The 23628-nt window shown below is 73.4% G+C and carries 17 protein-coding genes; 9 read left to right on the top strand and 8 right to left on the bottom strand.

From position 1 onward, the window contains the following. Positions 1 to 10: 10 nt before the first annotated feature. Positions 11 to 523, bottom strand: a complete 513-nt coding sequence (locus tag ACWD3O_RS20905) for a MarR family winged helix-turn-helix transcriptional regulator (protein ID WP_451411940.1) — start codon at positions 521 to 523, stop codon at positions 11 to 13. Between the two features lie 226 nt (positions 524 to 749). Between ACWD3O_RS20905 and ACWD3O_RS20900 the strand changes: the two genes are divergently transcribed. Continuing rightward, on the top strand, positions 750 to 2135 hold the full coding sequence (locus tag ACWD3O_RS20900; protein WP_451416893.1) for an MFS transporter: 1386 nt from the start codon (positions 750 to 752) through the stop codon (positions 2133 to 2135). Then, a complete protein-coding gene (locus ACWD3O_RS20895) occupies positions 2132 to 3064 on the top strand; it encodes an EamA family transporter (RefSeq protein ID WP_451416892.1) in 933 nt (310 codons plus the stop codon). Before ACWD3O_RS20900 ends, ACWD3O_RS20895 begins: the two co-directional genes overlap by 4 nt. A gap of 572 nt (positions 3065 to 3636) precedes the next feature. Here ACWD3O_RS20895 and ACWD3O_RS20890 read toward each other — a convergent pair. After that, the gene (locus ACWD3O_RS20890) at positions 3637 to 4107 is read right to left on the bottom strand and encodes an NUDIX hydrolase (RefSeq protein ID WP_451411937.1); all 471 of its coding nucleotides are present in this window, start codon (positions 4105 to 4107) and stop codon (positions 3637 to 3639) included. Between the two features lie 283 nt (positions 4108 to 4390). Here ACWD3O_RS20890 and ACWD3O_RS20885 point away from each other — a divergent pair, with 283 nt between their 5' ends. Beyond that, positions 4391 to 7693, top strand: a complete 3303-nt coding sequence (locus ACWD3O_RS20885) for a S8 family serine peptidase (RefSeq protein ID WP_451416891.1) — start codon at positions 4391 to 4393, stop codon at positions 7691 to 7693. Between the two features lie 97 nt (positions 7694 to 7790). Here the strand turns inward: ACWD3O_RS20885 and ACWD3O_RS20880 are convergent, their stop codons facing one another. From ACWD3O_RS20880 to ACWD3O_RS20870, 3 genes are all read right to left on the bottom strand, one after another. Continuing rightward, complete coding sequence (locus ACWD3O_RS20880) at positions 7791 to 8261, bottom strand: hypothetical protein (RefSeq protein WP_451416890.1); 471 nt, start codon at positions 8259 to 8261, stop codon at positions 7791 to 7793. Positions 8262 to 8385: 124 nt separating this feature from the next. After that, positions 8386 to 9120 (bottom strand): hypothetical protein, encoded by a 735-nt coding sequence (locus ACWD3O_RS20875; RefSeq protein WP_451416889.1) that lies wholly within the window; start codon positions 9118 to 9120, stop codon positions 8386 to 8388. A 2-nt stretch (positions 9121 to 9122) separates the two neighbouring features. Then, a complete protein-coding gene (locus ACWD3O_RS20870; protein WP_451416888.1) occupies positions 9123 to 9659 on the bottom strand; it encodes an RNA polymerase sigma factor in 537 nt (178 codons plus the stop codon). A 324-nt stretch (positions 9660 to 9983) separates the two neighbouring features. Here ACWD3O_RS20870 and ACWD3O_RS20865 point away from each other — a divergent pair, with 324 nt between their 5' ends. Beyond that, positions 9984 to 11003 carry an aspartate-semialdehyde dehydrogenase gene (locus ACWD3O_RS20865; protein ID WP_451416887.1) on the top strand — a complete coding sequence of 340 codons (1020 nt, stop codon included), beginning with the start codon at positions 9984 to 9986 and terminating at the stop codon, positions 11001 to 11003. Between the two features lie 198 nt (positions 11004 to 11201). Then, a complete protein-coding gene (pepN, locus tag ACWD3O_RS20860) occupies positions 11202 to 13781 on the top strand; it encodes an aminopeptidase N (RefSeq protein ID WP_451416886.1) in 2580 nt (859 codons plus the stop codon). A gap of 192 nt (positions 13782 to 13973) precedes the next feature. On the opposite strand, the gene pepN (ACWD3O_RS20855) is transcribed toward pepN (ACWD3O_RS20860), so the two are convergent. Continuing rightward, positions 13974 to 16544 (bottom strand): aminopeptidase N, encoded by a 2571-nt coding sequence (gene pepN, locus ACWD3O_RS20855; protein ID WP_451416885.1) that lies wholly within the window; start codon positions 16542 to 16544, stop codon positions 13974 to 13976. 179 nt (positions 16545 to 16723) lie between these two features. On the opposite strand from pepN (ACWD3O_RS20855), the gene ACWD3O_RS20850 reads away from it, so the two are divergent. Then, positions 16724 to 17380, top strand: coding sequence for a mycothiol-dependent nitroreductase Rv2466c family protein (locus tag ACWD3O_RS20850; protein ID WP_451416884.1), 657 nt, complete (start codon positions 16724 to 16726; stop codon positions 17378 to 17380). 222 nt (positions 17381 to 17602) lie between these two features. Here ACWD3O_RS20850 and ACWD3O_RS20845 read toward each other — a convergent pair whose 3' ends face one another. Further along, on the bottom strand, positions 17603 to 18184 hold the full coding sequence (locus ACWD3O_RS20845) for a biotin transporter BioY (protein WP_451416883.1): 582 nt from the start codon (positions 18182 to 18184) through the stop codon (positions 17603 to 17605). 333 nt (positions 18185 to 18517) lie between these two features. Between ACWD3O_RS20845 and ACWD3O_RS20840 the strand changes: the two genes are divergently transcribed. Together ACWD3O_RS20840 and ACWD3O_RS20835 are read left to right on the top strand one after the other, a co-directional pair. After that, positions 18518 to 19978 (top strand): amino acid permease, encoded by a 1461-nt coding sequence (locus ACWD3O_RS20840; RefSeq protein WP_451411927.1) that lies wholly within the window; start codon positions 18518 to 18520, stop codon positions 19976 to 19978. A gap of 111 nt (positions 19979 to 20089) precedes the next feature. Then, positions 20090 to 21175, top strand: a complete 1086-nt coding sequence (locus ACWD3O_RS20835; protein ID WP_451411926.1) for a hypothetical protein — start codon at positions 20090 to 20092, stop codon at positions 21173 to 21175. A gap of 276 nt (positions 21176 to 21451) precedes the next feature. Here ACWD3O_RS20835 and ACWD3O_RS20830 read toward each other — a convergent pair whose 3' ends face one another. Further along, entirely contained in the window at positions 21452 to 22885 is a 1434-nt protein-coding gene (locus tag ACWD3O_RS20830; protein ID WP_451411925.1) for an amino acid permease, read from the bottom strand. 249 nt (positions 22886 to 23134) lie between these two features. On the opposite strand from ACWD3O_RS20830, the gene ACWD3O_RS20825 reads away from it, so the two are divergent. Continuing rightward, on the top strand, positions 23135 to 23620 hold the full coding sequence (locus ACWD3O_RS20825) for a ribose-5-phosphate isomerase (protein WP_451411924.1): 486 nt from the start codon (positions 23135 to 23137) through the stop codon (positions 23618 to 23620). Positions 23621 to 23628 lie beyond the last annotated feature (8 nt).

Genomic DNA, 23628 nt, shown 5'->3' with positions numbered 1-23628 from the left:
GCGGGGTGCGTCAGTGCTCCGTGGCGGCCAGCAACCGCCGCAGCAGGTCGGCGAGTTCGGCCGCCCCGTCCTCGTCCAGCGCCGCCCTCACCGCCTCGTTCTGGACGGCCAGACCGGCCGTCACCGCCTCGTTCACCAGGGCCAGTCCCCGCGCGGTGAGCGAGACCCGCAGCGCCCGCCGGTCCTCGGGGTCGGGCGAGCGGCTGAGCAGCCCCGCCTTCTCCAGCTTGTCCAGCCGGCCCGTCATGCCGCCGGTGGTGAGCATCAGCGTGCCCGAGAGCTCCCGCGGCGCCAGCGTGTACGGCTCGCCGGCCCGCCGGAGCGTGGCCAGCACGTCGAACTCCCCGCGGGAGATGCCGAACGCCGCGTACGCCTTCTCCGTCCGGTCGCCCATCGCACGGGACAGCTGGTAGATCCGCCCGAAGATCTCCATCCCCGGAGTCAGGAGATCGGGCCGCTCCCGGTTCCACTGCTCGATGATGGCGTCGACGGCATCCCCGCGCCCGGGCTCACGAGTACTCATGCGCCGAGTATCGGCGCCGTACCGGTCCCTGGCCAAAAAGCAGCTTGCGAGTAAGTAGCTTACGGCTAAGCTACTTCCCGGCAAGGGTTCTTTCTGGCGAGCGGGTATCGGGCGGGGGCGGCGCGACATGGGCGGCGACGGCACGGGGGAGCACGGCGCGGCGGGCCGTGGAGTGACGAGGAAGCGGTGGCCGGCGGGGGAGCGGCCGGTCTCGGGGAAGCGGCCGGTGAGGGGGGAACGGCCCGTCAGGGGGGAGCGGCGGCTGACCGGCTCCGCGGTGGTGAACGGCGTCGGCTCCGGGATGTACATCCCGTTCAGCCTGGTGTTCTTCCACCACGTCACCGGGCTCTCCTACGCGGTGGTGGGGATCGTGCTGACCGTGGCGGGCCTCGGCGGAATGGGACTGCTGCCGTTCATCGGCACGGCGGTGGACCGGTACGGGGCGCGGCGGATGCTGATGGTCTTCCACGCCGTCCGGTGCACCGGCTTCCTGGCCTACCCGCTGGTCGACTCGCTCGGCGCATTCGCAGGCGTCGCGCTGCTGACGGTGACCGCCGACCGCGCCTACGTCGGCGTCCAGGCGGTGCTGGTGGGCGAGGTGGCGCGGGGCGCGGACCGGGACCGGCTGCAGGCCACGCTGCGGGCCGTGGGCAACGCCGGGCTCGGCGCGGGGACGCTGATCGCCTCCCTGGTCGTCGGCCTCGCGGGCCCCGGCGGGTACACCGGCACGGCGCTGGCCAACGCGGCGTCCTACGCGGTCGCTGCGTACCTGCTGAGCGGGGTGCGCCCGGTGCGGGCGCAGCACCCCGGCGCGGAGGCGGAGGGGGGTGCGCCGGCGGGCTACCGGCGGGTCCTGCGGGACCGCCCGTTCCTGGTGCTCACCGGCGCCAATTTCTTCAACGCCCTGAGCTACGCGGCGCTGTCGGTGCTGTTCCCGCTCTTCGTGGTCTCGCTGGGCGGCCCCGACGGGCTCACCGGCGTCTCCTTCGCCGTCAACACGGTGCTCTGCGCGGCGGCCGGGACGTACGTGGGGCACCTGGTGCGGCGCAGCGGGGCGCGGCGGACCCGGGCGGCGGCGCTGGGCTCGCTGCTGTTCGCGGCGGGGTTCCTGGCCCAGTTCGCGCTGGCGGTGGCCCGGCCGGACTCGGTGGCGGTGCTGGCGACGGCGCTGGTCGCGGGGGTGGTGGTCTACACGACGGGCGAGCTGGTGCACAGCCCCGCCGCGGACATGCTCGCGGTCTCCGCCGCGCCGCCCGCGGTGCGGGGGCGGTACATGGCGGTGTACCAGCTCTCCTGGTCGCTGGCCAAGGCGCTGGCCCCCGCCCTGTTCACCGCGCTGCTGGCGGTGGACGGGCGGGTGCCGTGGATCTTCCTGATCGGGACCTCGCTGGTGGCGGCGGGGCTGCTGGTGGCGGTGGAGCGGCGGCTGCCGGAGGGGGCGGTGCGGGTGGACGCGGTCGGCCGGGTCGGGCCTGATGCGCCGGTGCCGCCGGTCGCAGCGGTGCCGCCGGTCACGCCGGTGCCACCGGTCGCGCCGGTCGTGCCGGTTGCGCCGGTCGCACCGGTCGTGCCGGTCGCGCCGGTGGGGGAACGGGCGGAGGTGCAGGCGTGAGTGGGGCGGCGGGCACGGTCGTGGTCACCGGGCTGGCCCAGGTGCTCTGGGGCAGCACCTACCTGGTGACCACGGAGTTCCTTCCGCCGGACCGCCCCCTGTTCACGGCGCTGGTGCGGGCGCTCCCCGCCGGGCTCCTGCTGCTGGCGGTCACCCGGGTGCTGCCGCGGGGCGACTGGTGGTGGCGGGCGGCGGTGCTGGGGGCGCTGAACATCGGCGCGTTCTTCCCGCTGCTGTTCCTCGCCGCCTACCGGATGCCGGGCGGGATGGCCGCGGTGGCCGGTTCCGTGGGCCCGTTGCTGGTGGCCGGCCTGGGAGCGGTGCTGCTGTCCGAGCGGGTACGGGCCCGGACGGTGGTGACGGGGCTCGTGGCGGTGGCCGGGGTGACGCTGGTGATGGTCCCGGGGCTCGGCTCGGTGGACGCGGTGGGCGTCGCCGCGGCGTTCGGGTCCGCGGGGGCGATGTCACTGGGCACGGTGCTGGGCAAGCGGTGGGGGAGACCGGCGGGGGTCGGGCCGCTGGCCCTGACGGGGTGGCAGCTGACGGCGGGCGGGCTGGTGATCGCGCCCCTCGCGGTGGCCGTCGAGGGCGCGCCGCCGGCGATCGACGCGGCGGGGGTCGCGGGGTACGGGTACCTGGCACTCGTCAACACGGCGCTGGCGTACTGGCTGTGGTTCCGGGGGACGGGCCGGATGACCGCGACCGGCGTCACGTTCCTCGTGCCGCTGTCGCCACTGACGGCCACGGTGCTGGGGTGGGGGTTCCTCGGCGAATCCCTCACGGCGGTCCAGGTCGCGGGCATGGCGGTGGCCCTCACGGCCACGGTGGCGGGACAGCGGTCTCCCCGCGCTGCCGCGGGGGCCCGCCTCGTCACCGTGGCCCCGGCGAGGTCCCGCCCCCGCCCGGCCCGCCGCGGCGTCCGGATGTGAGGGCCCGCGCCGGCGTACGCCGTCCGACGACACGGTGTCGGCGGGGCACCCCTCCGCGGGTGACCGGGCCCGGCAGCGGCGCCGCACGCACGCGTCTCCCCGCGGGCCCGCCCGCGCCGACGCCCGCCCTGTGACACCCGCACCCAACGACGCCCCCGCACGGCGACCTCGCGCCCAGCGATGCCCGCCGGACGACGCCCGCCCAGCGACGCCCTCCCGGCGCGCCGGCACGGTGATGCCCGCGCGGCGCGTCAGTGCCCTCCCGGCGATGCCCGCACGGCCGTGCCCCACGGGGGAACAACCGCTAGCCGTTCGCGGGGCGATGCCTGCCCAGCGACCCCCGTCCCACGAATGCCCGCGCCCCGCGACGCCCGCGCCACGCGCCCGCCCCGCGCCCCGTGCGGCCGCGCCCCGTGCCGTCGCGACGCCCGCGCCACGCGCCCGCCCCGCGACGCCCGCGCCCCGGACGCGCCCCGCGACGCCTACGCCCCGGTCGCGCCCCGTGCCGCCGCGCCCCGTGCCGCCGGGCCCGGTGCCGTCGGCCCCCGGGCGGCCGGGCCCCGGGGGAACCGCTAGCCGTCCGCCGGGCGTTCGGTGCGGTCGAGGTGGCCGGTGCGGGGGCGTTCGCGCCACAGCCGCAGGCCCACGTCGACCAGTTCCACCCGCTCCAGTTCCTCCACCGCGTCCAGCGGATGCCACGCCGCCATGTCCGTGGAGCCGCCGACCTCGTTCCGCAGCGCGCCCCCGGTGATCCGCGCCTCGTACACCACCCGCAGCCCGTGGAAGTCGGCCCGCGCGCCCAGCCGCCGGGGGTAGGACCGGCGGACCGAGTCGACGCCGAGGAGCGTCACCGGCTCGACCGTGTGGCCGGTCTCCTCCTCCACCTCCCGCACCACCGTGTCGTACGGGTCCTCACCGTGGTCCATGCCGCCGCCCGGCAGCGTCCACCGCCTCGTCCCGTCCCCCGCGACCCACCGCGCCAGCAGCACCTGGTCGTCCCGCACGCAGACGGCGTAGGCCGCCACCCTCAACTCCTCATGCATACCCAGACGTTACGGCAGGCCACCGGCCGCGGCAGGGCGAACGGGGCCGACGCCGCGCCGGGACGCGCGGGCCGGAACCGCAGTCACACCCGACACGCCAGTCACACGTCGTGGCGGGATTACGCCATGGCAGCAATACGCCTCGGGCAACTCTCCCCAAACTCCGGACTCATAGGCAAAGCTGAGCGGTCATCCGGACCATTTTTCCGGACGTCGGCGATCCCGGGCGTTTCCGCCCGCGTGATACGCCCTCCTCACTTTCCTTCACTCGCAAGGGAAATCGATGACCTCTCATCCCGAGCGCACCCAGATATCGGGCGCGAGACGTGCGGCACGGATCGCCGTCGCCGCGGGTCTGGTGGCGGCGCTCTCCGCGGCCGGGCCGATACCCCTGGCCTTCGCCGCCGAGTCCGCTCCGGCGGCCGACCAGCCCGCGGCGGGCAAGTCCGCCCACGGCAAGCTGGGTTCGGAAGACGCCGAACTCCTCGCCCAGGCCCAGGCCGACGGCGAGAAGAACGTCACCATGATGGTGATCACCGAGCCCGGGCAGACCGAGAAGGTCGCCGAGCAGCTCGACGCGGTCAAGGGCGCGTCCGTGGGCAAGTCCTACGACAAGCTCGGCTACGTCCGGGCCACGCTCCCCACCGGCAAGGCGGAGGCGGCCATCGCGGCCGCGGCCAAGCTCTCCTCCGTCCAGGGCATCGACCTGGACAAGGAGATCAAGCTGGACGACCCGCGCCCCGACGCCGGCAGGAAGACCTCCGGCGCCGACGCGACGGGCAGCTACCCCGCCCCGGGCGCGGACACCCCGGCGAAGAACCCGTACAACCCGTCCCACGAGACGGGCGCCGTCGACTTCGTGAAGAAGAACCCGAAGGCGGACGGCCGCGGCGTCACCATCGGCATCCTGGACTCCGGCGTGGACCTCGGCCACCCGGCGCTCCAGAAGACCACCACCGGCGAGCGCAAGATCGTCGACTGGGTGACCGCCACCGACCCGATCGTGGACAGCGACGCCACCTGGCGTGCGATGGTCAACCCGGTCTCGGGCCCGTCCTTCACCTACGGCGGCCGCACCTGGACCGCGCCCTCGGGCGACTACAGCGTCCAGATGTTCAGCGAGTCCTCCACCGCCGGCGGCGACGCCGCGGGCGACGCCAACCGTGACGGCGACACCACCGACCGGTGGGGCCTGCTCTACGACGCGGCCGCCGGCACCGTCACCGTCGACCTGAACAACAACGGCGACTTCACGGACGACACCGTGATGAAGCCGTACAAGGAGGACCACCAGGTCGGCTGGTTCGGCACCGACAACCCGGACACGGCCGTCGCCGAGCGCCAGCCGTTCGTGGTGGAGATCCGCAAGGACGTGCCCATGGACCCCTACGGGGGCACCTGGGTCGGCCAGAAGCGGGACTTCGTCAACATCGGTGTCATCGAGTCCACCCACGGGACGCACGTCGCCGGCATCACCGCCGCCAACGGCCTGTTCGGCGGCAAGATGAACGGCGCCGCCCCCGGCGCCAAGCTGGTCTCCTCCCGCGCCTGCACCTGGACCGGCGGCTGCACCGCCGTCGCCCTCACCGAGGGCATGATGGACCTGGTCGTCAACCGCGGCGTCGACATCGTCAACATGTCGATCGGCGGCCTCCCGGCGCTGAACAACGGCGACAACGACCGCTCGCGCCTCTACACCCGCCTCATCGACGAGTACGGCGTCCAGCTGGTGATCTCCGCGGGCAACTCCGGCCCCGGCGTCAACACCATCGGCGACCCCGCCCTCTCCGACAAGGTCATCTCGGTCGGCGCGACCATCTCCAAGGAGACCTGGGCCGCCAACTACGGCTCGGCCGTGGAGAAGTCCTACGCGATGATGCCGTTCTCCTCGCGCGGTCCGCGTGAGGACGGCGGCTTCACGCCGACCATCTCCGCCCCGGGCGCGGCGATCAACACCAGCCAGACCTGGACCGCCGGCGGCCCGGTCGCCGAGGCGGGCTACGCGCTGCCGCCCGGCTACTCCATGCTGCAGGGCACCTCGATGGCCTCCCCGCAGGCCGCGGGCGCGTCCGCGCTGCTGATCAGCGCCGCGAAGCAGAAGAAGATCGACCTCACCCCGGCGAAGCTGCGCACCGCGCTGACCTCGACGGCGAACCAGATCCCCGGCGTCCAGGCCTACGAGCAGGGCTCCGGCCTGATCGACGTCGTCGACGCCTGGGAGTCCATCAAGGACAACGCCAAGGCCCACGCCTACACGGTCAAGGCCCCGGTCGACACCAACATCGACTGGGCGCTGGCCGAGCCGGGCTTCGGCACCGGCCTGTACGACCGTGAGGGCGGCGTCAAGGTCGGCGAGCGCAAGGTGTACGACGTCGTCGTCACCCGCACCTCCGGCTCCAAGGCGAGCGTGCTGCACAAGCTGTCGCTGAAGAACAACCACGGCCGCACCTTCGACATCGTGGGCAGCGAACTGGTCGTCCTTCCGCTGAACAAGCCGGTCACCGTCAAGGTCGCCGCGAAGCCCGGCTCGCTGGGCATGCACAGCGCGATCCTCGAGGTGAACGACCCGTTCACCGAGGGCGTCGACAAGCAGATCATGACCTCCGTGATCGCCGCCTCCGAGCTGAAGCACTCCTTCTCGGCCGAGGGCTCCGTCCAGCGGAACAGCCACAAGTCCTACTTCGTGACCGTTCCCGAGGGCGCCACCTCGCTCGAGGTCGCGCTCGGCGGTCTCGCCGAGGGCAGCCAGACCCGCTTCATCTCGATCCACCCGTACGGCGTCCCGTCCGACCCGACGTCGACCGTCAACTGCTACCCGAACTACGCGGGCGGCGACGGCGGCTGCAAGCCGGGGGCCCGCTTCTACGCGCCCACCCCGGGCGTCTGGGAGATCGAGGTCGAGTCGCGGCGCACCTCGCCGCTGCTGAACAACCCGTACGAGCTGGACGTCACCATGCTCGGCGCCACGTTCGAGCCGGAGACCCTGGAGATCCCCGAGGCCAAGGTCGGCGAGCCCGCCGCGGCCGAGTGGACGGTGGAGAACAAGTTCGCCGCCTTCGAGGGCAAGCTGGTCGGCGGGTCGCTCGGTTCCTCCAAGGCGGACCGCCCGACCATCGCCAACCACGAGGTGCAGACCTTCACCGTCGAGGTGCCCGCGGGCGCCGAGGCGCTGAACGTCGCCATCGGCAACGTCTCGGACACCGCGGCGGACCTCGACCTGGTGGTCAAGAACGCGGCCGGCACCCAGGTCGGCTCCTCGGCGGACGGTGACTCCGAGGAGTCCGTGTCCGTCAAGAACCCGGCGGCCGGCACCTACACCGTCGAGGTCGACGGCTACTCGGTCCCGAGCGGGTCGACCGCCTACGACTACCTCGACGTGTTCTTCTCCGAGGCGCTCGGCACCGTCGCGGTGGACGACACCGCGGTCAAGCTCGCCGAGGGCGGCACGGCGTCCTTCTCGGGCACCGTCACCGTCGGCGCGCCGGCCCCCGAGGGACGCGAGTTCTTCGGTGAGGTCCAGCTCGTCAACGCCAACGGCACCCCCGCGGGCGTCGGCAGCGTGAAGATCGGCACGGTCGTCGAGTAGTCCTCGACCCGGTGACCAGGGGCGGGCGTCCGGCAACGGGCGCCCGCCCTGCTTTTTTCCCTCTTCCTCCGGCCCGGCCCCGGCCCCCGCCCCGGGTTCACTGGTCCACGGTCAGCGCCCATCGGACGCCTGAGGGCGCCTCCACCCGCACCGTGCCCTCGGCGGGCATGCTCAGGTCGAACCGGTGGAGGGTCGCGGTGACCTCGTGGCCGACGCACCGCTGGGGAAGGGCGAGACCGACGGGCTCGATCCGCACGGTGAGCGTCCCCTCGCCCAGGCAGTCGATCTGGAGGTTCACGGGCTCCGGGCGGACGCCTTCGAGGGGGAGGAGCGCGTCGCCGTGCCGTGGCGCCGCCTCGAGGACCACCCGGCCCTCGGCCCGCGGCGCCCGGTCCAGCGGGCCGGTGTCCACGTGCCGCGGTTCCGGGCCCGCCACGCCGTCGGCGCGGGCTTCCGCCGCGGGCGCCGGGGGCGCGGGAGGCGGTGGAGCCGCCCCGCAGCCGCCGACGCACAGGACCGCGGCCGCTGCCGCCATCAACGCCCCGGCATCGACCTGACGCACCGTCATGACGCCCCGCCTCTCCCCGCCGCACCCGCCCCGTCGGGGCGAACCTGTCACGTGCCGCCGGGCCCGGCAATCGACCGGCCCCGTTCCTGAGCAGGAATTGAGGTGGCCCGCCGGGCGCCCGGCATCAGCGGCAGGGGCGGGGGCTCGGGTCGGGGGCAGGGGAGTTCAGTGCGTCGAGTTCGGTGGTGAGGCGGTCGCCGGTGGCCCACCAGGCGGCGTCGGGGGTGAGGGCGACCAGGGCGCGGGTGCCGGGGCGGAGGTCCGCGCGGGCGGACTCCGGGAGCACGGCCACGGCGGTGGGGGCGTCGGCGGCGTCCTGCTCGGGCGCCCAGTACCGTTCGGCCTCCAGCACCACCCGCACCGAGCCCTCGGTCAGCGGCCGCACGCTCACCACCTTCCCCTGGACGGCCAGGCTCGCGCAGGCGATGCGGGGCCGGTCGGCGGTGGCCTCCGGCACGGCGGCCTTCTCGTCGCTCTGCCCGTGCGCGCCCTCCGGCGCGGCCTTGGCCCCGTCCATCGAGAAGCTCGCGTCGGCTCCGGCCCCGCCCAGCGCGCCGACGTACATCACGCCGGTGAACACCGCCGCCGCCGCGGTGAGCCCCGCGGCCCACAGCACGGCCGCGCGGCGCCTCGCCCGGCGGCGCACCGGGGCCACGGCGACCGGCCGGGGCTCCGGCGCCGGGACCGGCGCGGGCTCCGCGGCCAGCGTGTCGCCGATCTCCCGCAGCGCGCCCCGCAGGAGCCGCACGTCCTCCAGCGCCGCCTCGTGGGCGGCCCGCGCCGCGGGATCCGCGTCCGGCGGCTGGGGCTCCCCGTTCAGCACCGCCAGCAGCGGGTCGTCCTCGTATCCGGCGGGCATCCTCACACCACCTCGTCGTCGTGCAGACGGGCACGCAGAGCGCGCACCGCACTGTGCAGCCGGCTCTTCACCGTGCCCTCCGGCACCCCCAGCTCCGCCGCGATCTCCCGGACCGCCAGGTCCGCGTAGAACCGCAGGGTCAGCACCTGCCGCTGGGTGTCGGACAGCTCGTCCAGACCGTGCGCCACGGCGAGCGCCAGCACACTGGACTCCTCCCCGGACGGCTGCTCCGCGGGCCGCAGGGACGCCAGCCGCTCCCCGACCCGCTCCTGGCGGCGCCGCGCCCGGTGCCAGTCCATCGCCCAGTTGGACGCCACCACCGCGGCCCACGCGGACACGTCCCGCGGCGCCTCCTTGCCGGCCGCGGCCCGCTCCAGCAGCCGCAGCCGCACGTGCTGCACCCCGTCCGCCAGGTCCGCCTGCGGCACCCCGCCGAGCGCCAGCACCGCACGCACCCGCCGCTCCTGCTCAGGCTCGAGCGGGTCGGCGGGGTCCGCCGCCCCCGCCCTGCCCGAGAACCGCACCCGTCCGCGCAGCACGCCGCCCCTCCCGTCACACCCCGTCCCCCCTACGACGCCGGACGGCGGGGAAACGTTCGCCGCGGCCGGGAAATGGCGTTCGTCACATCGCCGCCCGTCCTCCGCAGGGCTTCCGTCCCCGGGCCCCGATCGCAGGATTCGCGTCCGGGGCGGCGGGTAGGCACCGCAGGATCGCCGCCGGTCACGCCCCGCGTCCGTGTCCGACCCGCGAGAGGGCGGGCAAAGGATTGGACAGGTCACCCGGTGGCCGCCGCATGATGGAAACCGGACATCGCGCACCACACCACGCGCGGTCCGCCCACAGACACGTAAGGGAGTCGCACCGTGAGGGTCGGAATCGTCGGAGCCACCGGACAGGTCGGCACGGTCATGCGCAGGATCCTCGAGGAGCGGAACTTCCCCGTCACCGAGCTGCGCCTGTTCGCCTCCGCCCGTTCCGCGGGCCGTGACCTGGACGGCGTCACGGTCGAGGACGCCGCCACCGCCGACTACTCCGGCCTGGACATCGTCCTGTTCTCCGCGGGCGGCGCCACCTCCCGGGCGCTGGCCGCGAAGGTCGCCTCCCAGGGCGCCGTGGTGATCGACAACTCCTCCGCCTGGCGCATGGACCCCGAGGTCCCGCTGGTCGTCTCCGAGGTCAATCCGCACGCGGTCGCGAACCGCCCCAAGGGCATCATCGCCAACCCGAACTGCACCACCATGGCCGCCATGCCCGTGCTGAAGGTGCTGCACGCCGAGGCCGGCCTGGAGGCCATGGTCGCCACCACCTACCAGGCCGTCTCCGGCTCCGGCGTGGCCGGCGTCGCCGAGCTCCACGGCCAGGTCCGCAAGGTCGTCGACGAGGCCGACAAGCTCGCCCACGACGGTTCCGCGGTGGAGTTCCCCGCCCCGGACGTCTACAAGCGGCCCATCGCCTTCAACGTGCTGCCCTTCGCCGGCAACCTCGTCGAGGACGGCCTGAACGAGACCGACGAGGAGCAAAAGCTCCGCAACGAGTCCCGCAAGATCCTCGAGATCCCCGGGCTGAAGGTCTCCGGCACCTGCGTGCGCGTCCCGGTCTTCACCGGCCACTCCCTCCAGGTGAACGCCCGCTTCGCCCGCCCGCTCAGCCCCGAGCGCGCCGTCGAGCTGCTGGAGAACGCCCCCGGCGTGGTCGTCACCGACATCCCCACCCCGCTCCAGGCGGCCGGACAGGACCCGTCGTACGTGGGCCGCGTCCGCCGCGACGAGACGGTGGAGAACGGCCTCGCGCTCTTCGTCTCCAACGACAACCTCCGCAAGGGCGCCGCGCTCAACGCCGTCCAGATCGCCGAGCTGGTCGCCGCGGAGCTCTCCGCGAAGTAGCCGGCAGCCTTCCCGCCCCGCGAGGCGGTCACCCGCACGGGTGACCGCCTCGCGGCGTTCCGCCGGGCCCGTCCACAGGGATTCCGTCCGTTTCCGGGTGTTTCCGCGGGGTTCTCCACAGGCGGAACTACCTGATCGCGCGGGACCGGGACCCCGTGGAAGGATGGCGCAACCTACGCATAACGAGGAGATGACCGCGTGCCTGGCACCAATCTGACCCGCGAAGAGGCACAGCAGCGGGCCGAGCTGCTCACCGTTGACTCGTACGAGATCGAACTCGACATCTCCGGCGCTCCGGAGGGGGAGACGACCTACCGGTCCGTCACCACGGTGCGCTTCCGGTCCGCGCGTGACGCGGACTCCTTCATCGACCTGGTCGCGCCCACCGTGCGGGAGGTCACCCTCAACGGCGACGCGCTGGACCCGGCCGAGGTGTTCGAGGACTCGCGGATCGCGCTGCCCGGCCTGCTGGAGGGCCCGAACGTGCTGCGCGTGGTCGCGGACTGCGCCTACACCAACACCGGTGAGGGCCTGCACCGGTTCGTGGACCCGGTCGACGAGCAGACCTACCTCTACACGCAGTTCGAGGTGCCGGACGCCCGCCGCGTCTTCGCCTCCTTCGAGCAGCCCGACCTGAAGGCGACCTTCCAGTTCACCGTGAAGGCCCCCGCCGGGTGGAGCGTGATCTCCAACTCGCCCACCCCGGAGCCCAAGGACGGCGTCTGGGCCTTCGAGCCGACCCCGCGCGTCTCGTCCTACATCACGGCGCTGATCGCCGGCCCGTACCACTCGGTGCACAGCACCTACGAGAAGGACGGCCGGACGGTCCCGCTCGGCATCTACTGCCGCCCGTCGCTCGCCGAGCACCTCGACGCCGACCACATCTTCGAGGTCACCCGCCTCGGCTTCGCGTGGTTCGAGGAGAAGTTCGACCACCCGTACCCGTTCGCCAAGTACGACCAGCTCTTCGTGCCCGAGTTCAACGCCGGCGCCATGGAGAACGCGGGCGCGGTCACCATCCGCGACCAGTACGTCTTCCGCTCCAAGGTCACCGACGCCGCGTACGAGCGCCGCGCCGAGACCATCCTCCACGAGCTGGCCCACATGTGGTTCGGCGACCTGGTCACCATGGAGTGGTGGAACGACCTCTGGCTGAACGAGTCGTTCGCGACGTACACCTCGGTCGCCTGCCAGGCCGCGGCCCCCGGCTCCCGCTGGCCGCACGCCTGGACGACGTTCGCCAACTCGGAGAAGACCTGGGCGTACCGGCAGGACCAGCTGCCGTCCACCCACCCGATCATGGCGGACATCCGCGACCTCGAAGACGTCATGGTCAACTTCGACGGCATCACCTACGCCAAGGGCGCCAGCGTCCTGAAGCAGCTGGTGGCGTACGTCGGCGAGGACGAGTTCTTCCGCGGCGTGCAGGCCTACTTCAAGCGCCACGCCTTCGGCAACACGCGGCTGGCCGACCTGCTGGGCGCGCTGGAGGAGACCTCCGGCCGGGACCTGAGGAACTGGTCGCAGAAGTGGCTGGAGACGGCCGGCATCAACATCCTCCGCCCGGAGGTCGAGACCGACGAGGCCGGCGTCGTCACCTCCTTCGCGGTCCGCCAGGAGGCCCCCGCGCTGCCCGCGGGCGCCAAGGGCGAGGCGCTGCTGCGCCCGCACCGCATCGCGATCGGCTTCTACTCCCTCGACGCGGCGAGCGGCAAGCTGGTGCGCACCGAGCGCCTGGAGCTGGACGTCGACGGCGAGCTCACCGCCGTCCCGCAGCTGGCCGGCAAGGCCCGGCCGGACGTGGTCCTGCTCAACGACGACGACCTGTCGTACGCCAAGGTCCGCCTGGACGAGCGGTCGCTGGCCTTCGTCACCGAGCACCTCGGCGACTTCGAGTCCTCCCTGCCGCGCGCCCTGTGCTGGGCCTCCGCCTGGGACATGACCCGCGACGGCGAACTCGCCACCCGCGACTACCTGGAGCTGGTGCTCTCCGGCATCGGCAAGGAGACCGACATCGGCGTGGTGCAGTCGCTGCACCGGCAGGTCAAGCTGGCGCTGGAGACGTACGCGGCCCCGGCCGACCGGGACGCGCTGCTGGCCCGCTGGACGGACGCCACGCTGGCGCACCTGCGGTCCGCCGAGGCGGGCAGCGACCACCAGCTCGCCTGGGCCCGCGCCTTCGCCGACGCCGCCCGCACCCCGGAGCAGCTCGACCTGCTCGAGGCGCTGCTCGCCGGCTCGCAGAGCGTCGACGGCCTCGCGGTCGACGCGGAGCTGCGGTGGGCGCTGGTCCAGCGGCTGGCGGCCACCGGCCGGTTCGACGAGGCGGAGATCGCCGCCGAGTACGAGCGCGACCGCACGGCCGCCGGTGAGCGGCACGCGGCCACGGCCCGTGCGGCGCGGCCGACGGAGGAGGCCAAGGCCGAGGCGTGGGCGGCCGTCGTGGAGTCCGACAAGCTGCCGAACGCGGTCCAGGAGGCCGTGATCATGGGCTTCGTCCAGAGCGAGCAGCGGGAGCTGCTGGCGCCGTACACGGCGAAGTACTTCGAGGCGCTGAAGGGTGTCTGGGAGTCCCGCTCCTTCGAGCTCGCCTCGCAGATCGCGGTGGGCCTCTACCCGGGCATCCAGGTCTCCGAGGACACCCTGGCCCGCACGGACGAGTGGCTGGGCTCCGCCGAGCCCAACGCGGCCCTGCGCCGCATGGTCACCGAGTCCCGCGCGGGCGTCGAGCGCGCCCTGCGCGCCCAGGCCGCCGACGAGGCCGCCGCGACCCGGTGAACCCCCGGGGGCGCCCCTGCCCGGGGCGCCCCCGGTCCGGCTCCGGCTCCGGGGCCGCCCGGGCGGTTCCCATGGGAGCGCGCGGCGCCGGCGGCGGCACGGGGCCCGGCGGCTCCGGCGCCGCCCGGTGCCGGGCGGTGACAGCGGTGCGGCCCGCGCGGCGGGGATGCCGCGCGGGCCGCGTGGCCGGGGTCAGGCCGTCGCGTCGCACTCCTGCGCCCGGAGCGCACGCGCCAGGTCGTCCCGCGCCTCGAGCACCAGGCGCCGCAGCGCCGGGGCGGCGTCCTCGTGCGCCGACAGCCACGCGTCGGTCGCTTCCAGCGTCGCCGGCGAGTCCTGGAGCCACGGGTACAGGCCCGACACCAGGTGCTGCCCGATCTGGATGGACCGCTCGGCCCACACCCGCTCGATCATCGCGAAGTACTTCTCCGCGTACGGCGCGAGCAGCCCCCGCTGCGAAGGCTGCGCGAACCCGCCGATCGTGGCCTCCACCAGCGCGTTGGACAGCGCGTCGGACTCCACGACCGCCGCCCACGCCTGCGCCTTGACCGCCTCCGACGGCCGCGCCGCCAGGCACAGCGTCTGCCGCCGCTCGCCGGACGCCGTGTTGTCCCGGGCCCGCTCCGCCGCCAGCACCGTCTCGTCGGCGAGCCCGTGCGCGGCCAGCGGCTCCAGGAAGTCCCAGCGCAGCTCCTGGTCGATCTCCAGGCCGTCGATCTTCTCGGTGCCGTCCAGCAGCCCCCGCAGCAGCGCGAACTCGCCCTCGCCGGAGGCGACGGACGCGAGGAACCGGGCCCAGGCGAGCTGGTGCTCGCTGCCCGCCTCCGCCGCCCGCAGCTCCCGCAGCGCGCACCCGGCCAGCAGCCGCTCGCCCTCCGGCCGCCGGACCGGCGCCGCGTACCGCACCAGCGCGGTCCGCGCCCAGACGTGCAGCATCTGCAGGACGCCGATCTCCGTCTCTACGCCGCCGAACCGGTCCACCAGCGCCGTGAACTCCCGGGCCGGCAGCAGGCCGTCCCGCGTCATGTTCCACAGCGCCGACCAGCACAGCGCCCGCGCCAGCTGGTCCGTGAGCGAGCCCAGGTGCTCGCGCAGGGTGGCCAGCGAGGTCTCGTCGAAGCGGGCCTTGCAGTAGGTGAGGTCGTCGTCGTTGACCAGCACCAGGTCCGGGGCGTCGGCGCCGGCCAGCTCGCCGATCACCGTCCGCGGCCCGGCCACGTCGGCCTCCGCCCGCGCGTAGCGGACCAGTTCGCCGCCGTCGACGCGGTAGAGGCCGATCGCGACCCGGTGCGGCCGCAGCGTCGGGTGCGACTCGGCGGCCTCCTGGACCACCGCCAGCTCCTCGACCGTGCCGTCGGGGCGCAGCAGCACCTGCGGGGTGAGCGCGTTCACGCCCGCGGTCTGCAGCCAGGCCGCCGCCCAGGAGGTCATGTCCCGGCCGCTGGTCTCACCGAGCACCGCGAGGAGGTCGCCCAGCCGGGTGTTGCCGTAGGCGTGGCGCTTGAAGTAGCGGCGGGCGCCCTCGAGGAAGGCGTCCCGGCCCGCGTACGCCACCAGCTGCTTGAGCACGCTGGCGCCCTTGGCGTAGGTGATGCCGTCGAAGTTGAGCTTGGCGTCCTCCAGGTCCCGGATGTCCGCGGTGATCGGATGGGTGGAGGGCAGCTGGTCGGCGCGGTAGGCCCACGCCTTGCGCATGTTGGCGAAGCTGATCCAGCCGTCGGTGAAGCGGGTGGCCTCGACCAGCGAGAAGGTGCCCATGAAGTCCGCGAAGGACTCCTTGAGCCACAGGTCGTCCCACCACTCCATGGTCACCAGGTCGCCGAACCACATGTGGGCCATCTCGTGGAGGATGGTGGTGGCCCGCCGCTCGTAGGAGGTCCGGGTGACCTTGCCGCGGTAGATGTACTCCTCGCGGAACGTCACCATGCCCGGGTTCTCCATGGCGCCGAGGTTGTACTCGGGCACGAAGGCCTGGTCGTACTTCCCGAACGGGTACGGGTAGTCGAAGTGCTCGTGGAAGAAGTCCAGGCCCTGCTTGGTGATCAGGAAGATGTCGTCGGCGTCGAAGTACGGGGCCAGGCCCTTGCGGCACATCGCGCCCAGCGGGATCTCCAGCCGCGTGCCGTCGGGCAGTTCACGGCTGTAGCTGTCGGTGACGTAGTGGTAGGGGCCGGCCACGACCGCCGTGATGTACGTGGAGATCGGCTTGGTCTCCGCGAACCGCCAGACGCCGTCGGTGAGTTCGCCCGCGCCGTTGCTCCACACCGTCCAGCCCTCGGGGGCGCGCACCTCGAAGCGGAACGGCGCCTTCAGGTCGGGCTGCTCGAAGTTGGCGAAGACGCGCCGCGCGTCGGCGGGCTCGTACTGGGTGTAGAGGTAGACCTCGCCGTCCTCCGGGTCGACGAAGCGGTGCATGCCCTCGCCGGTGCGCGAGTAGGCGCACCGCGCGTCCACGATCAGCTCGTTCTCGGCGGCCAGGTCCTCGAGCCGGACGCGTGAACCGTCGAAGACGGCGCCCGGGTCCAGGTCGCGCCCGTTCAGGGAGACCGCGGTGACGCTCGGCGCGATCAGGTCCGCGAAGCTGCTCGCGCCGGGTTCGGCGCAGCGGAAGCGGATGGTGGTGACGGAGCGGAACGTCCGCGGGCCGTCGCCCTCGGCCTCGCCGAGGGCCGAGCGCAGGTCCAGCGACACCTCGTAGGCGTCGACGGACAGCAACGCGGCCCGCTCGCGGGCCTCCTCGCGGGACAGGTTCTCACCGGGCAAGGGTCGTCTCCTCCGGGTCTGGCCATGGTGGTGATCAGGGGGTGTCCTGACCGGTGACGATCCTCGCACGGGGCACTCGGGAGGGTCATGCGGGAATCCGGGGGTGCGGCGGCGTGTTGGCGCCTGCGGGGAAGCCCGCACGCAAGAGACGAAACCGTCACCCGCACATGAGGAGCGCCATGTCCGAGACCACCGCCAAGACCCCGGTGGACTTCTGGTTCGACCCGCTGTGCCCATGGGCCTGGATGACCTCCCGCTGGATGCTGGAGGTCGAGAAGGTCCGGGACGTCGAGGTGCGCTGGCACGTGATGAGCCTGGCCGTGCTCAACGAGGACAAGCTGGACGAGCTCCCGGAGGAGTACCGGGAGCTGCTCGCCGAGAAGGCGTGGGGCCCGGTCCGCGTCGTGACGGCGGCCTGGCAGAAGCACGGCCAGGACGTGCTCGGCCCGCTGTACACCGCGCTCGGCACCCGCTTCCACAACCGGGACGAGGGCGTGACCCGCGAGACCGTGGCGGCCGCGCTGGCCGACGCGGGCCTGCCGGCCGAGCTGATCGAGTACCACGACCAGGAGGACTTCGCCTTCGACGCCGAGCTGCGCGCCTCGCACAACGAGGGCATCGAGAAGGTCGGCCAGGAGGTCGGCACCCCGGTGATCGCGGTGCCCGGCGCGGACGGCGAGCAGATCGCCTTCTTCGGCCCGGTCGTCACCCCCGCCCCGCAGGGCGAGGAGGCGGCCCGGCTGTGGGACGGCACCCTGGCGGTGGCCTCGGTGCCGGGCTTCTACGAGATCAAGCGCACCCGCACCAAGGGCCCGGACTTCTCCAACCTGGTCTGACCGGCCCGGTCCGCACCGGCCCGGTCCGCTCCGGCCTGGTCCGACCGCCGCACGGGCGGAGGACCGGCCGTCCTGCCGTACGTGTGAGAAGACGACCGCGGCAGGACGGCCCGCCGTTTCCTGCGCCCCACCTTATTGCACATCGTTCGCAGAATGCGGGCGCGCGCAGCGGAAGGCCCCGGCTCCTCGGAGCCGGGCCTTCCGCCTGGGTCGGTGGTCCCGTCAGCGGCGCTCGAGCAGCTTCCAGGCGGTGGGCAGCACGCCCATGGCCAGCGCCGCCTTCAGCACGTCGCCCAGCAGGAACGGGGTGAGTCCGGCGGCCACGGTGGCGCTCGCCGAGAGGTCCAGCGCGAAGGACAGGTACGGCAGGCCCAGCGCGTAGATCACCGCGGAGCCCAGCAGCATGGTCCCCGCCATCCGCAGCGGGGTGCGGTCGGCGCCGCGGCGGGCCAGCGCGCCCACCATCGCCGAGGCCACGACCATGCCGAAGACGTAGCCGAGGGACGGCGCGGCGACGCCGGAGACGCCCTCGGCGAACCACGGCACGCCCGCCATGCCGGCCAGCAGGTACAGCACCATCGAGAGCAGACCGCGCCCGGCGCCGAGCGCGCTGCCGACGAGGAGCACGGCGAAGGTCTGGCCGGTCACCGGGACGGGGGAGCCCGGGATCGGCACGGCGATCTGGGCGGCCACGCCGGTCAGCACGGCGCCGCCGAGGACCAGGGCGGCGTCCCGGACGCGGGAGGCGGGCAGCAGATCGGCGAGGACCCGCCCGGAGCGGGCGGGGGCGGCGACGGTGCTCATAGGTCTCTCCGCGAGGTGGTGGGTCGGGCTCGGGCCGGTTCTCGGACAGGCACCGGCGGCGACGCCGGACTTGTTCGAACACGACGACGCTATCCCAGAGCGTTCGACGGCATCACCGTCCGTGCTCGACAAAGGCCGGAACGACGTCGTCGTCGGCATCGCACAAATTACCCGTCCCCGAGCAGGACGAAGAGTGATGCTGCTCACCTCGGGGGCTTGTGGGAACCCGCCAAACGACCCCGGACGGTAAGCGGAGTCTCACCCTCCGAATTGTGGTCGTTCGCATCCCGGTCCGATGCCCGGCCCCCGGCCGGCATCGGCCAGACTCGCTGCATGTCACGCACCACCCCCGAGCCCTCGGCGGCCCCGGACGGCACCCCGTCCGCCGCGCCGTCGGCGGTCGCCCCGCCCGATCCGTCCGCGCCCGCACCCGCGTCCGCGCCCGAGTCCGGCTCCCTGGGCCACGGGCTCAAGCAGCGCCACCTGTCGATGATCGCCCTCGGCGGCGTCATCGGCGCCGGCCTGTTCGTCGGTTCCGGTGCCGGCATCGCCGCCGCCGGACCGTCGATCGTGATCGCCTACGCGATCTCCGGCCTGCTGGTCATGCTGGTCATGCGGATGCTGGGCGAGCTCTCCGCCGCCTACCCCTCCTCCGGCTCCTTCTCCTCGCACGCGGAGCGGGCGATAGGCCCCTGGGCGGGCTTCACCTCCGGCTGGGCGTTCTGGGTCATGCTCACCACCGCCGTCGGCCTGGAGGGCATCGGAGCGGCGAAGATCGTGACCGGCTGGCTGCCGGGCACCCCCGAGTGGCTGTGGGTCGCCCTCTTCATGGTGATCTTCACCGGCACCAACCTGGCCGCCGTGAAGAACTTCGGCGAGTTCGAGTTCTGGTTCGCCGCGCTCAAGGTGGTCGCCATCGTCGCCTTCCTGGCGCTGGGCGTGCTGGCCGTCGCCGGGCTGCTGCCGGGCAGCGACGGCGCGAACACCGCGGCCCTGTCCGAGATCATGCCGGGCGGGGTGCACGGCCTGATCATCGGCCTGCTGGCCTCCGTCTTCGCCTACGGCGGCATCGAGTCCGTGACCGTCGCCGCCGCCGAGTCCGAGGACCCGGTGCGCGGCGTCGCGAGCGCCGTGCGCACGGCGATGTGGCGGATCGGCCTGTTCTACATCGGCTCCATGGCCGTGATCGTGCTCCTGGTGCCGTGGAACTCGCCCGACCTGGTGGAGAAGGGCCCCTACGTGGCCACCCTGGACACCCTCGGCATCCCCGGCGCCGGCCAGATCATGAACGTGGTCATCCTGGTCGCGCTGCTGTCCGCCATGAACGCCAACGTCTACACCGCCTCCCGCCTGGTCTACTCCCTGGTCAGCCGCGGCCAGGGCCCCAAGGCGCTCGGACGGGTCCGCCGCGGGGTGCCGCGCCCGGCGGTGCTGGCCTCCTCCGGGTTCGGCTTCCTCTGCGTGCTGCTCAGCTACTGGCGGCCGGACGACGTGTTCCCCTGGCTGCTCAACATGATCGGCGCGGTCATCCTGGTGGTCTGGCTGTTCGTGGCCGCCTCGCAGCTGGTGCTGCGCCGCCGGCTCGAGCGCGAGGAGCCCGGCCGGCTCACCGTCCGCATGTGGGCCTTCCCGTGGCTCACCTGGGTCGCGGTGGCGGGCATCGTCACGATCTTCGTGCTGATGCTGCTGGAGCCCGGCACCCGCGTCCAGGTCCTCTCCACCGGCGCGCTGACGCTGATCCTGGCCGCCGCGGGGTATGGGTGGCAGCGACGGAACCGGCGCACCGCGCCCTGACCGACCCGCTTGTCGCGCACCTGTTCGCCAGAACATGGTGGAACGGTCAGCATTCCTCGACGGCCCTGTAACAGGGGTCGGCTGCTGCTCCGTAGGGGGAAGCAAGGGGGCATGACGCACGACTCCCCCGAGAACCCCTCGCTCTCCTCCCTCCCCCAGGCGCTCGGCTCCGTCCGGGCAGGGGGGACCCCCGTCGCCGCCTCGTCCGGGGCGCGCCTGCTCGTCACGGTGGCGGAGCTGCGCGCCCACGGCGTGACGCCCGGCCAGGCCGCGGAGCGGTCCCGGCCGGGCGGGCCCTGGCAGCGGCTGCTGCCCGGCGTCTACCTGCTCCGCCAGGGGGCGCCCACCGGGGAGGAGCGCCTGCACGGCGCGCTGCTCTACGCCTCCCGCCGCGAACCGGCCGCCGGCCCGGCGGACGCGCCGCGGGAGGCCACCCAGGTCCCCGCCCAGCCGCGGCGCGACGACCCGCTCCACGCCGACACCGTGGTCACCGGTGCGGCCGCGCTCGCCCTGCGCGACTTCGCCTCCGTACCCGCGCTCGCCCTGCTCGACGCCGTCGACGTGCTGGTCCCGCGCAACCGCCGGGTCCGCTCCGCCGGGTACGCGCGGGTGCTGCGCACCGCCCGGATGCCGGTGCCGGACCTGGCCGCCGGGGTGCCCGTCGCCCCCGTCGAGCGGGCGGTCGCCGACGCGGTGGCGCACCTGCCGGAGGAGTCCGACCCGCTCGTCGTCCGGCGCCTGTTCACCGAGGCGGTCCAGGACGGCCACTGCGAGCCGTCCGCGCTCCTGCGGGAGCTGCGCCGGGTGCGGGTCACGGGGCGGCCCCGGGTGGCCGAGGCGATGGAGGTCCTGGTGGCCGAGGGGCGCGCGGCGGCGGAGGAGCGGCTGTACCGGATGGCCTGGGAGCACGGGCTGCCGGACCCGGTGTGGAACGTCGAGCTCCGGCTGCCGGAGGGGCCGTCGCTGGGCGCGGTGGACGCGTACTGGCCCGAGCGGGGGGTGGCGGTGGAACTGGACGCGCCGGGGGACGCGGGCAAGCGGGACCGCCTCGAACGGCTCGGGATCACCGTGATCCGCGTGCCCCGCGTCCGCCTCACCACCCCGCAGGGCCTGGAACACCAGGCCACCGTCATCCGCACCGCCCTGACAGCGGCCCCCCGGACCACCCCACCCCCCTTGCTGGCCCTCCCCCGCTGACCCCCCGCTGACCCCCGCACCGGCCCCGAGCCCTCACCCCCGCCCGCGCTCGACCCGGCGCCGAACCGCCGTGTTCCACCCCGGCGCCCCATCCCCGTACGGAGCCCGGCCTCGCCCATCCCGCGCTCAGCCCCGCGCCGAGCCCGCGCTCGACCCCCGCCGCCATCGAGCCCAACCCCGCCCCCCGCCCCCCACCGGGCAGCAACGGCAGCAACGGGAAGACCCCCCGCCGCCCGGTGGGCGACGAGGGGTCCCGTGGAGAAGCGGCGGCGGGGGTTACGCCTTGGTGAGGTCCGTGGTGGGGGAGTCCCCGGCCGGGGTGTCCGGCGCCGGGGGCTTCCGGCGGCCGCGGATCAGCGCGATGCCGACCACGATCGCCGCCACCAGCAGCGTCAGCAGCATGATCTCCTGGTTGCCGTACTCCGTGTCGAAGAGCATGTAGCCGATCACGAAGACGATGAACGCGATGCACGCCCAGGTCAGGTACGGGAACAGCCACATCTTCACGACCAGCTTCTCCGGCGCCTCGCGCATGATGATCCGGCGCATCCGCAGCTGCGACGCGCAGATCACCAGCCACACGAACAGCGCCACGGCGCCCGAGGAACTCAGCAGGAAGTGGAAGACCTTGTCCGGGGAGACGTAGTTGAAGAAGACCGCGACGAAGCCGAAGGCCACCGAGGCGAGGATCGCGACCCGCGGCACACCGCTGCGGGTGGTGGTGGCGAAGGACTTCGGCGCGTCGCCCCGCAGGCCCAGCGAGAAGGCCATCCGGGAGGCCGTGTACAGGCCGGAGTTAAGGCAGGACAGGACCGACGTCAGGATGATGAAGTTCATGATCTGGCCGGCGCCGGGGATGCCGAGCGACTCCAGCGCGGCCACGTACGAGCCGTCCTCGGCGATCTTCTCGGAGTCCCACGGCAGCAGCGTGACGACCACCAGGATCGAGCCCAGGTAGAAGACGCCGATGCGCCAGATGATGCTGTTGGTGGCCTGGGTGACCGCCTTCTGCGGGTCCTCGGCCTCACCGGCGGCCAGGGTCGGGATCTCGGAGCCCATGAACGAGAAGACGACCATCAGGACGCCGATCATGATGGCCCCGGCGCCGTTCGGCAGGAACCCGCCGTGCTCGGTCAGGTTGGACCAGGACGCCTGCTCGGCGTCGACCCCCGGCAGCACGCCGAAGACCGCCAGCAGGCCGATCGCGATGAACGCGCCGATCGCGACGACCTTGATGCCGGCGAACCAGAACTCGAACTCGCCGTAGTTGCCGACCGAGGCCAGGTTGGTGGCGGTGAGCACGACCATCACGATCAGCGCCCAGGCCCACTGCGGCACGGCCGGGATCCAGCCCTCCAGGATCACCGCGCCCGCGGTCGCCTCGACCGCGAGCACGACGACCCAGAAGAACCAGTACAGCCAGCCGATGGAGAACCCGGCCCAGCGGCCCAGCGCCCGGTCCGCGTGCGCCGAGAAGGAGCCCGAGGTGGGGTTGGCGACCGACATCTCGCCGAGCATCCGCATCACGAAGACGACGAGCGCGCCCACCAGGGCGTAGGACAGCAGGATGCCGGGGCCGGCGGCCGCGATGCCGCTGCTGGAACCCACGAAGAGCCCGGCGCCGATGACACCGCCGATGGCGATCATCGTCAGATGCCGGTTCTTGAGGCCTGCCTGAAGGCCGGAGCCCTCATGTCCTCCAGAAGTCATGAAGCCGTTCCTTTGCGCGGGTGTGCGTGGGGGTCCCCGTCCGCCCCTGGTGAGGGACCGGGGGAGTCGCCGGAGCGACAGTTCAGTGAATCGGAGGAGAAGCCTCCGTGGAACCTTGGGTTCCGGATTGTTATCGCGCTTTTGCCTCCACACCTATGGCAGACGTCACAGTTTGCGTGAAAAGCAGGTTCTCCCCGGCCGGTGCCCCCCGTGCGTGTCCGGCACACGCGCTCGTGTCACACTCGGACCATGCGCGTCTACCTCGGCTCCGACCACGCCGGTTACGAACTGAAGAACCACCTCGTCGAGTGGCTCAAGGCCGCCGGCCACGAGCCGGTGGACTGCGGCCCGCACATCTACGACGCCCAGGACGACTACCCGCCGTTCTGCCTGCGCGCCGCGGAGCGCGCCGCGGCGGACGAGGGCTCCCTCGGCGTGGTGATCGGCGGCTCGGGCAACGGCGAGCAGATCGCCGCCAACAAGGTCGCGGGCGTGCGCGCCGCGCTGGCCTGGAGCGAGCAGACCGCCGCCCTCGGCCGCGAGCACAACAACGCGAACGTGGTGGCCGTCGGCGCCCGCATGCACACGCGGGAGGAGGCGACCAAGTTCGTCGAGATCTTCCTGAACACGCCCTTCTCCGGCGACGAGCGCCACATCCGCCGCATCGAGATGCTGGCCGACTACGAGAAGACCGGCGACCTCCCGCCGATCCCGGCGCACCACCCGCAGCAGTAGGACCGGCC

The organism is Streptomyces sp. NPDC002640 (assembly GCF_053592575.1).
The sequence above is the reverse complement of the archived record's forward strand: the minus strand, read 5'-3'. Positions and strand labels throughout refer to the sequence as shown.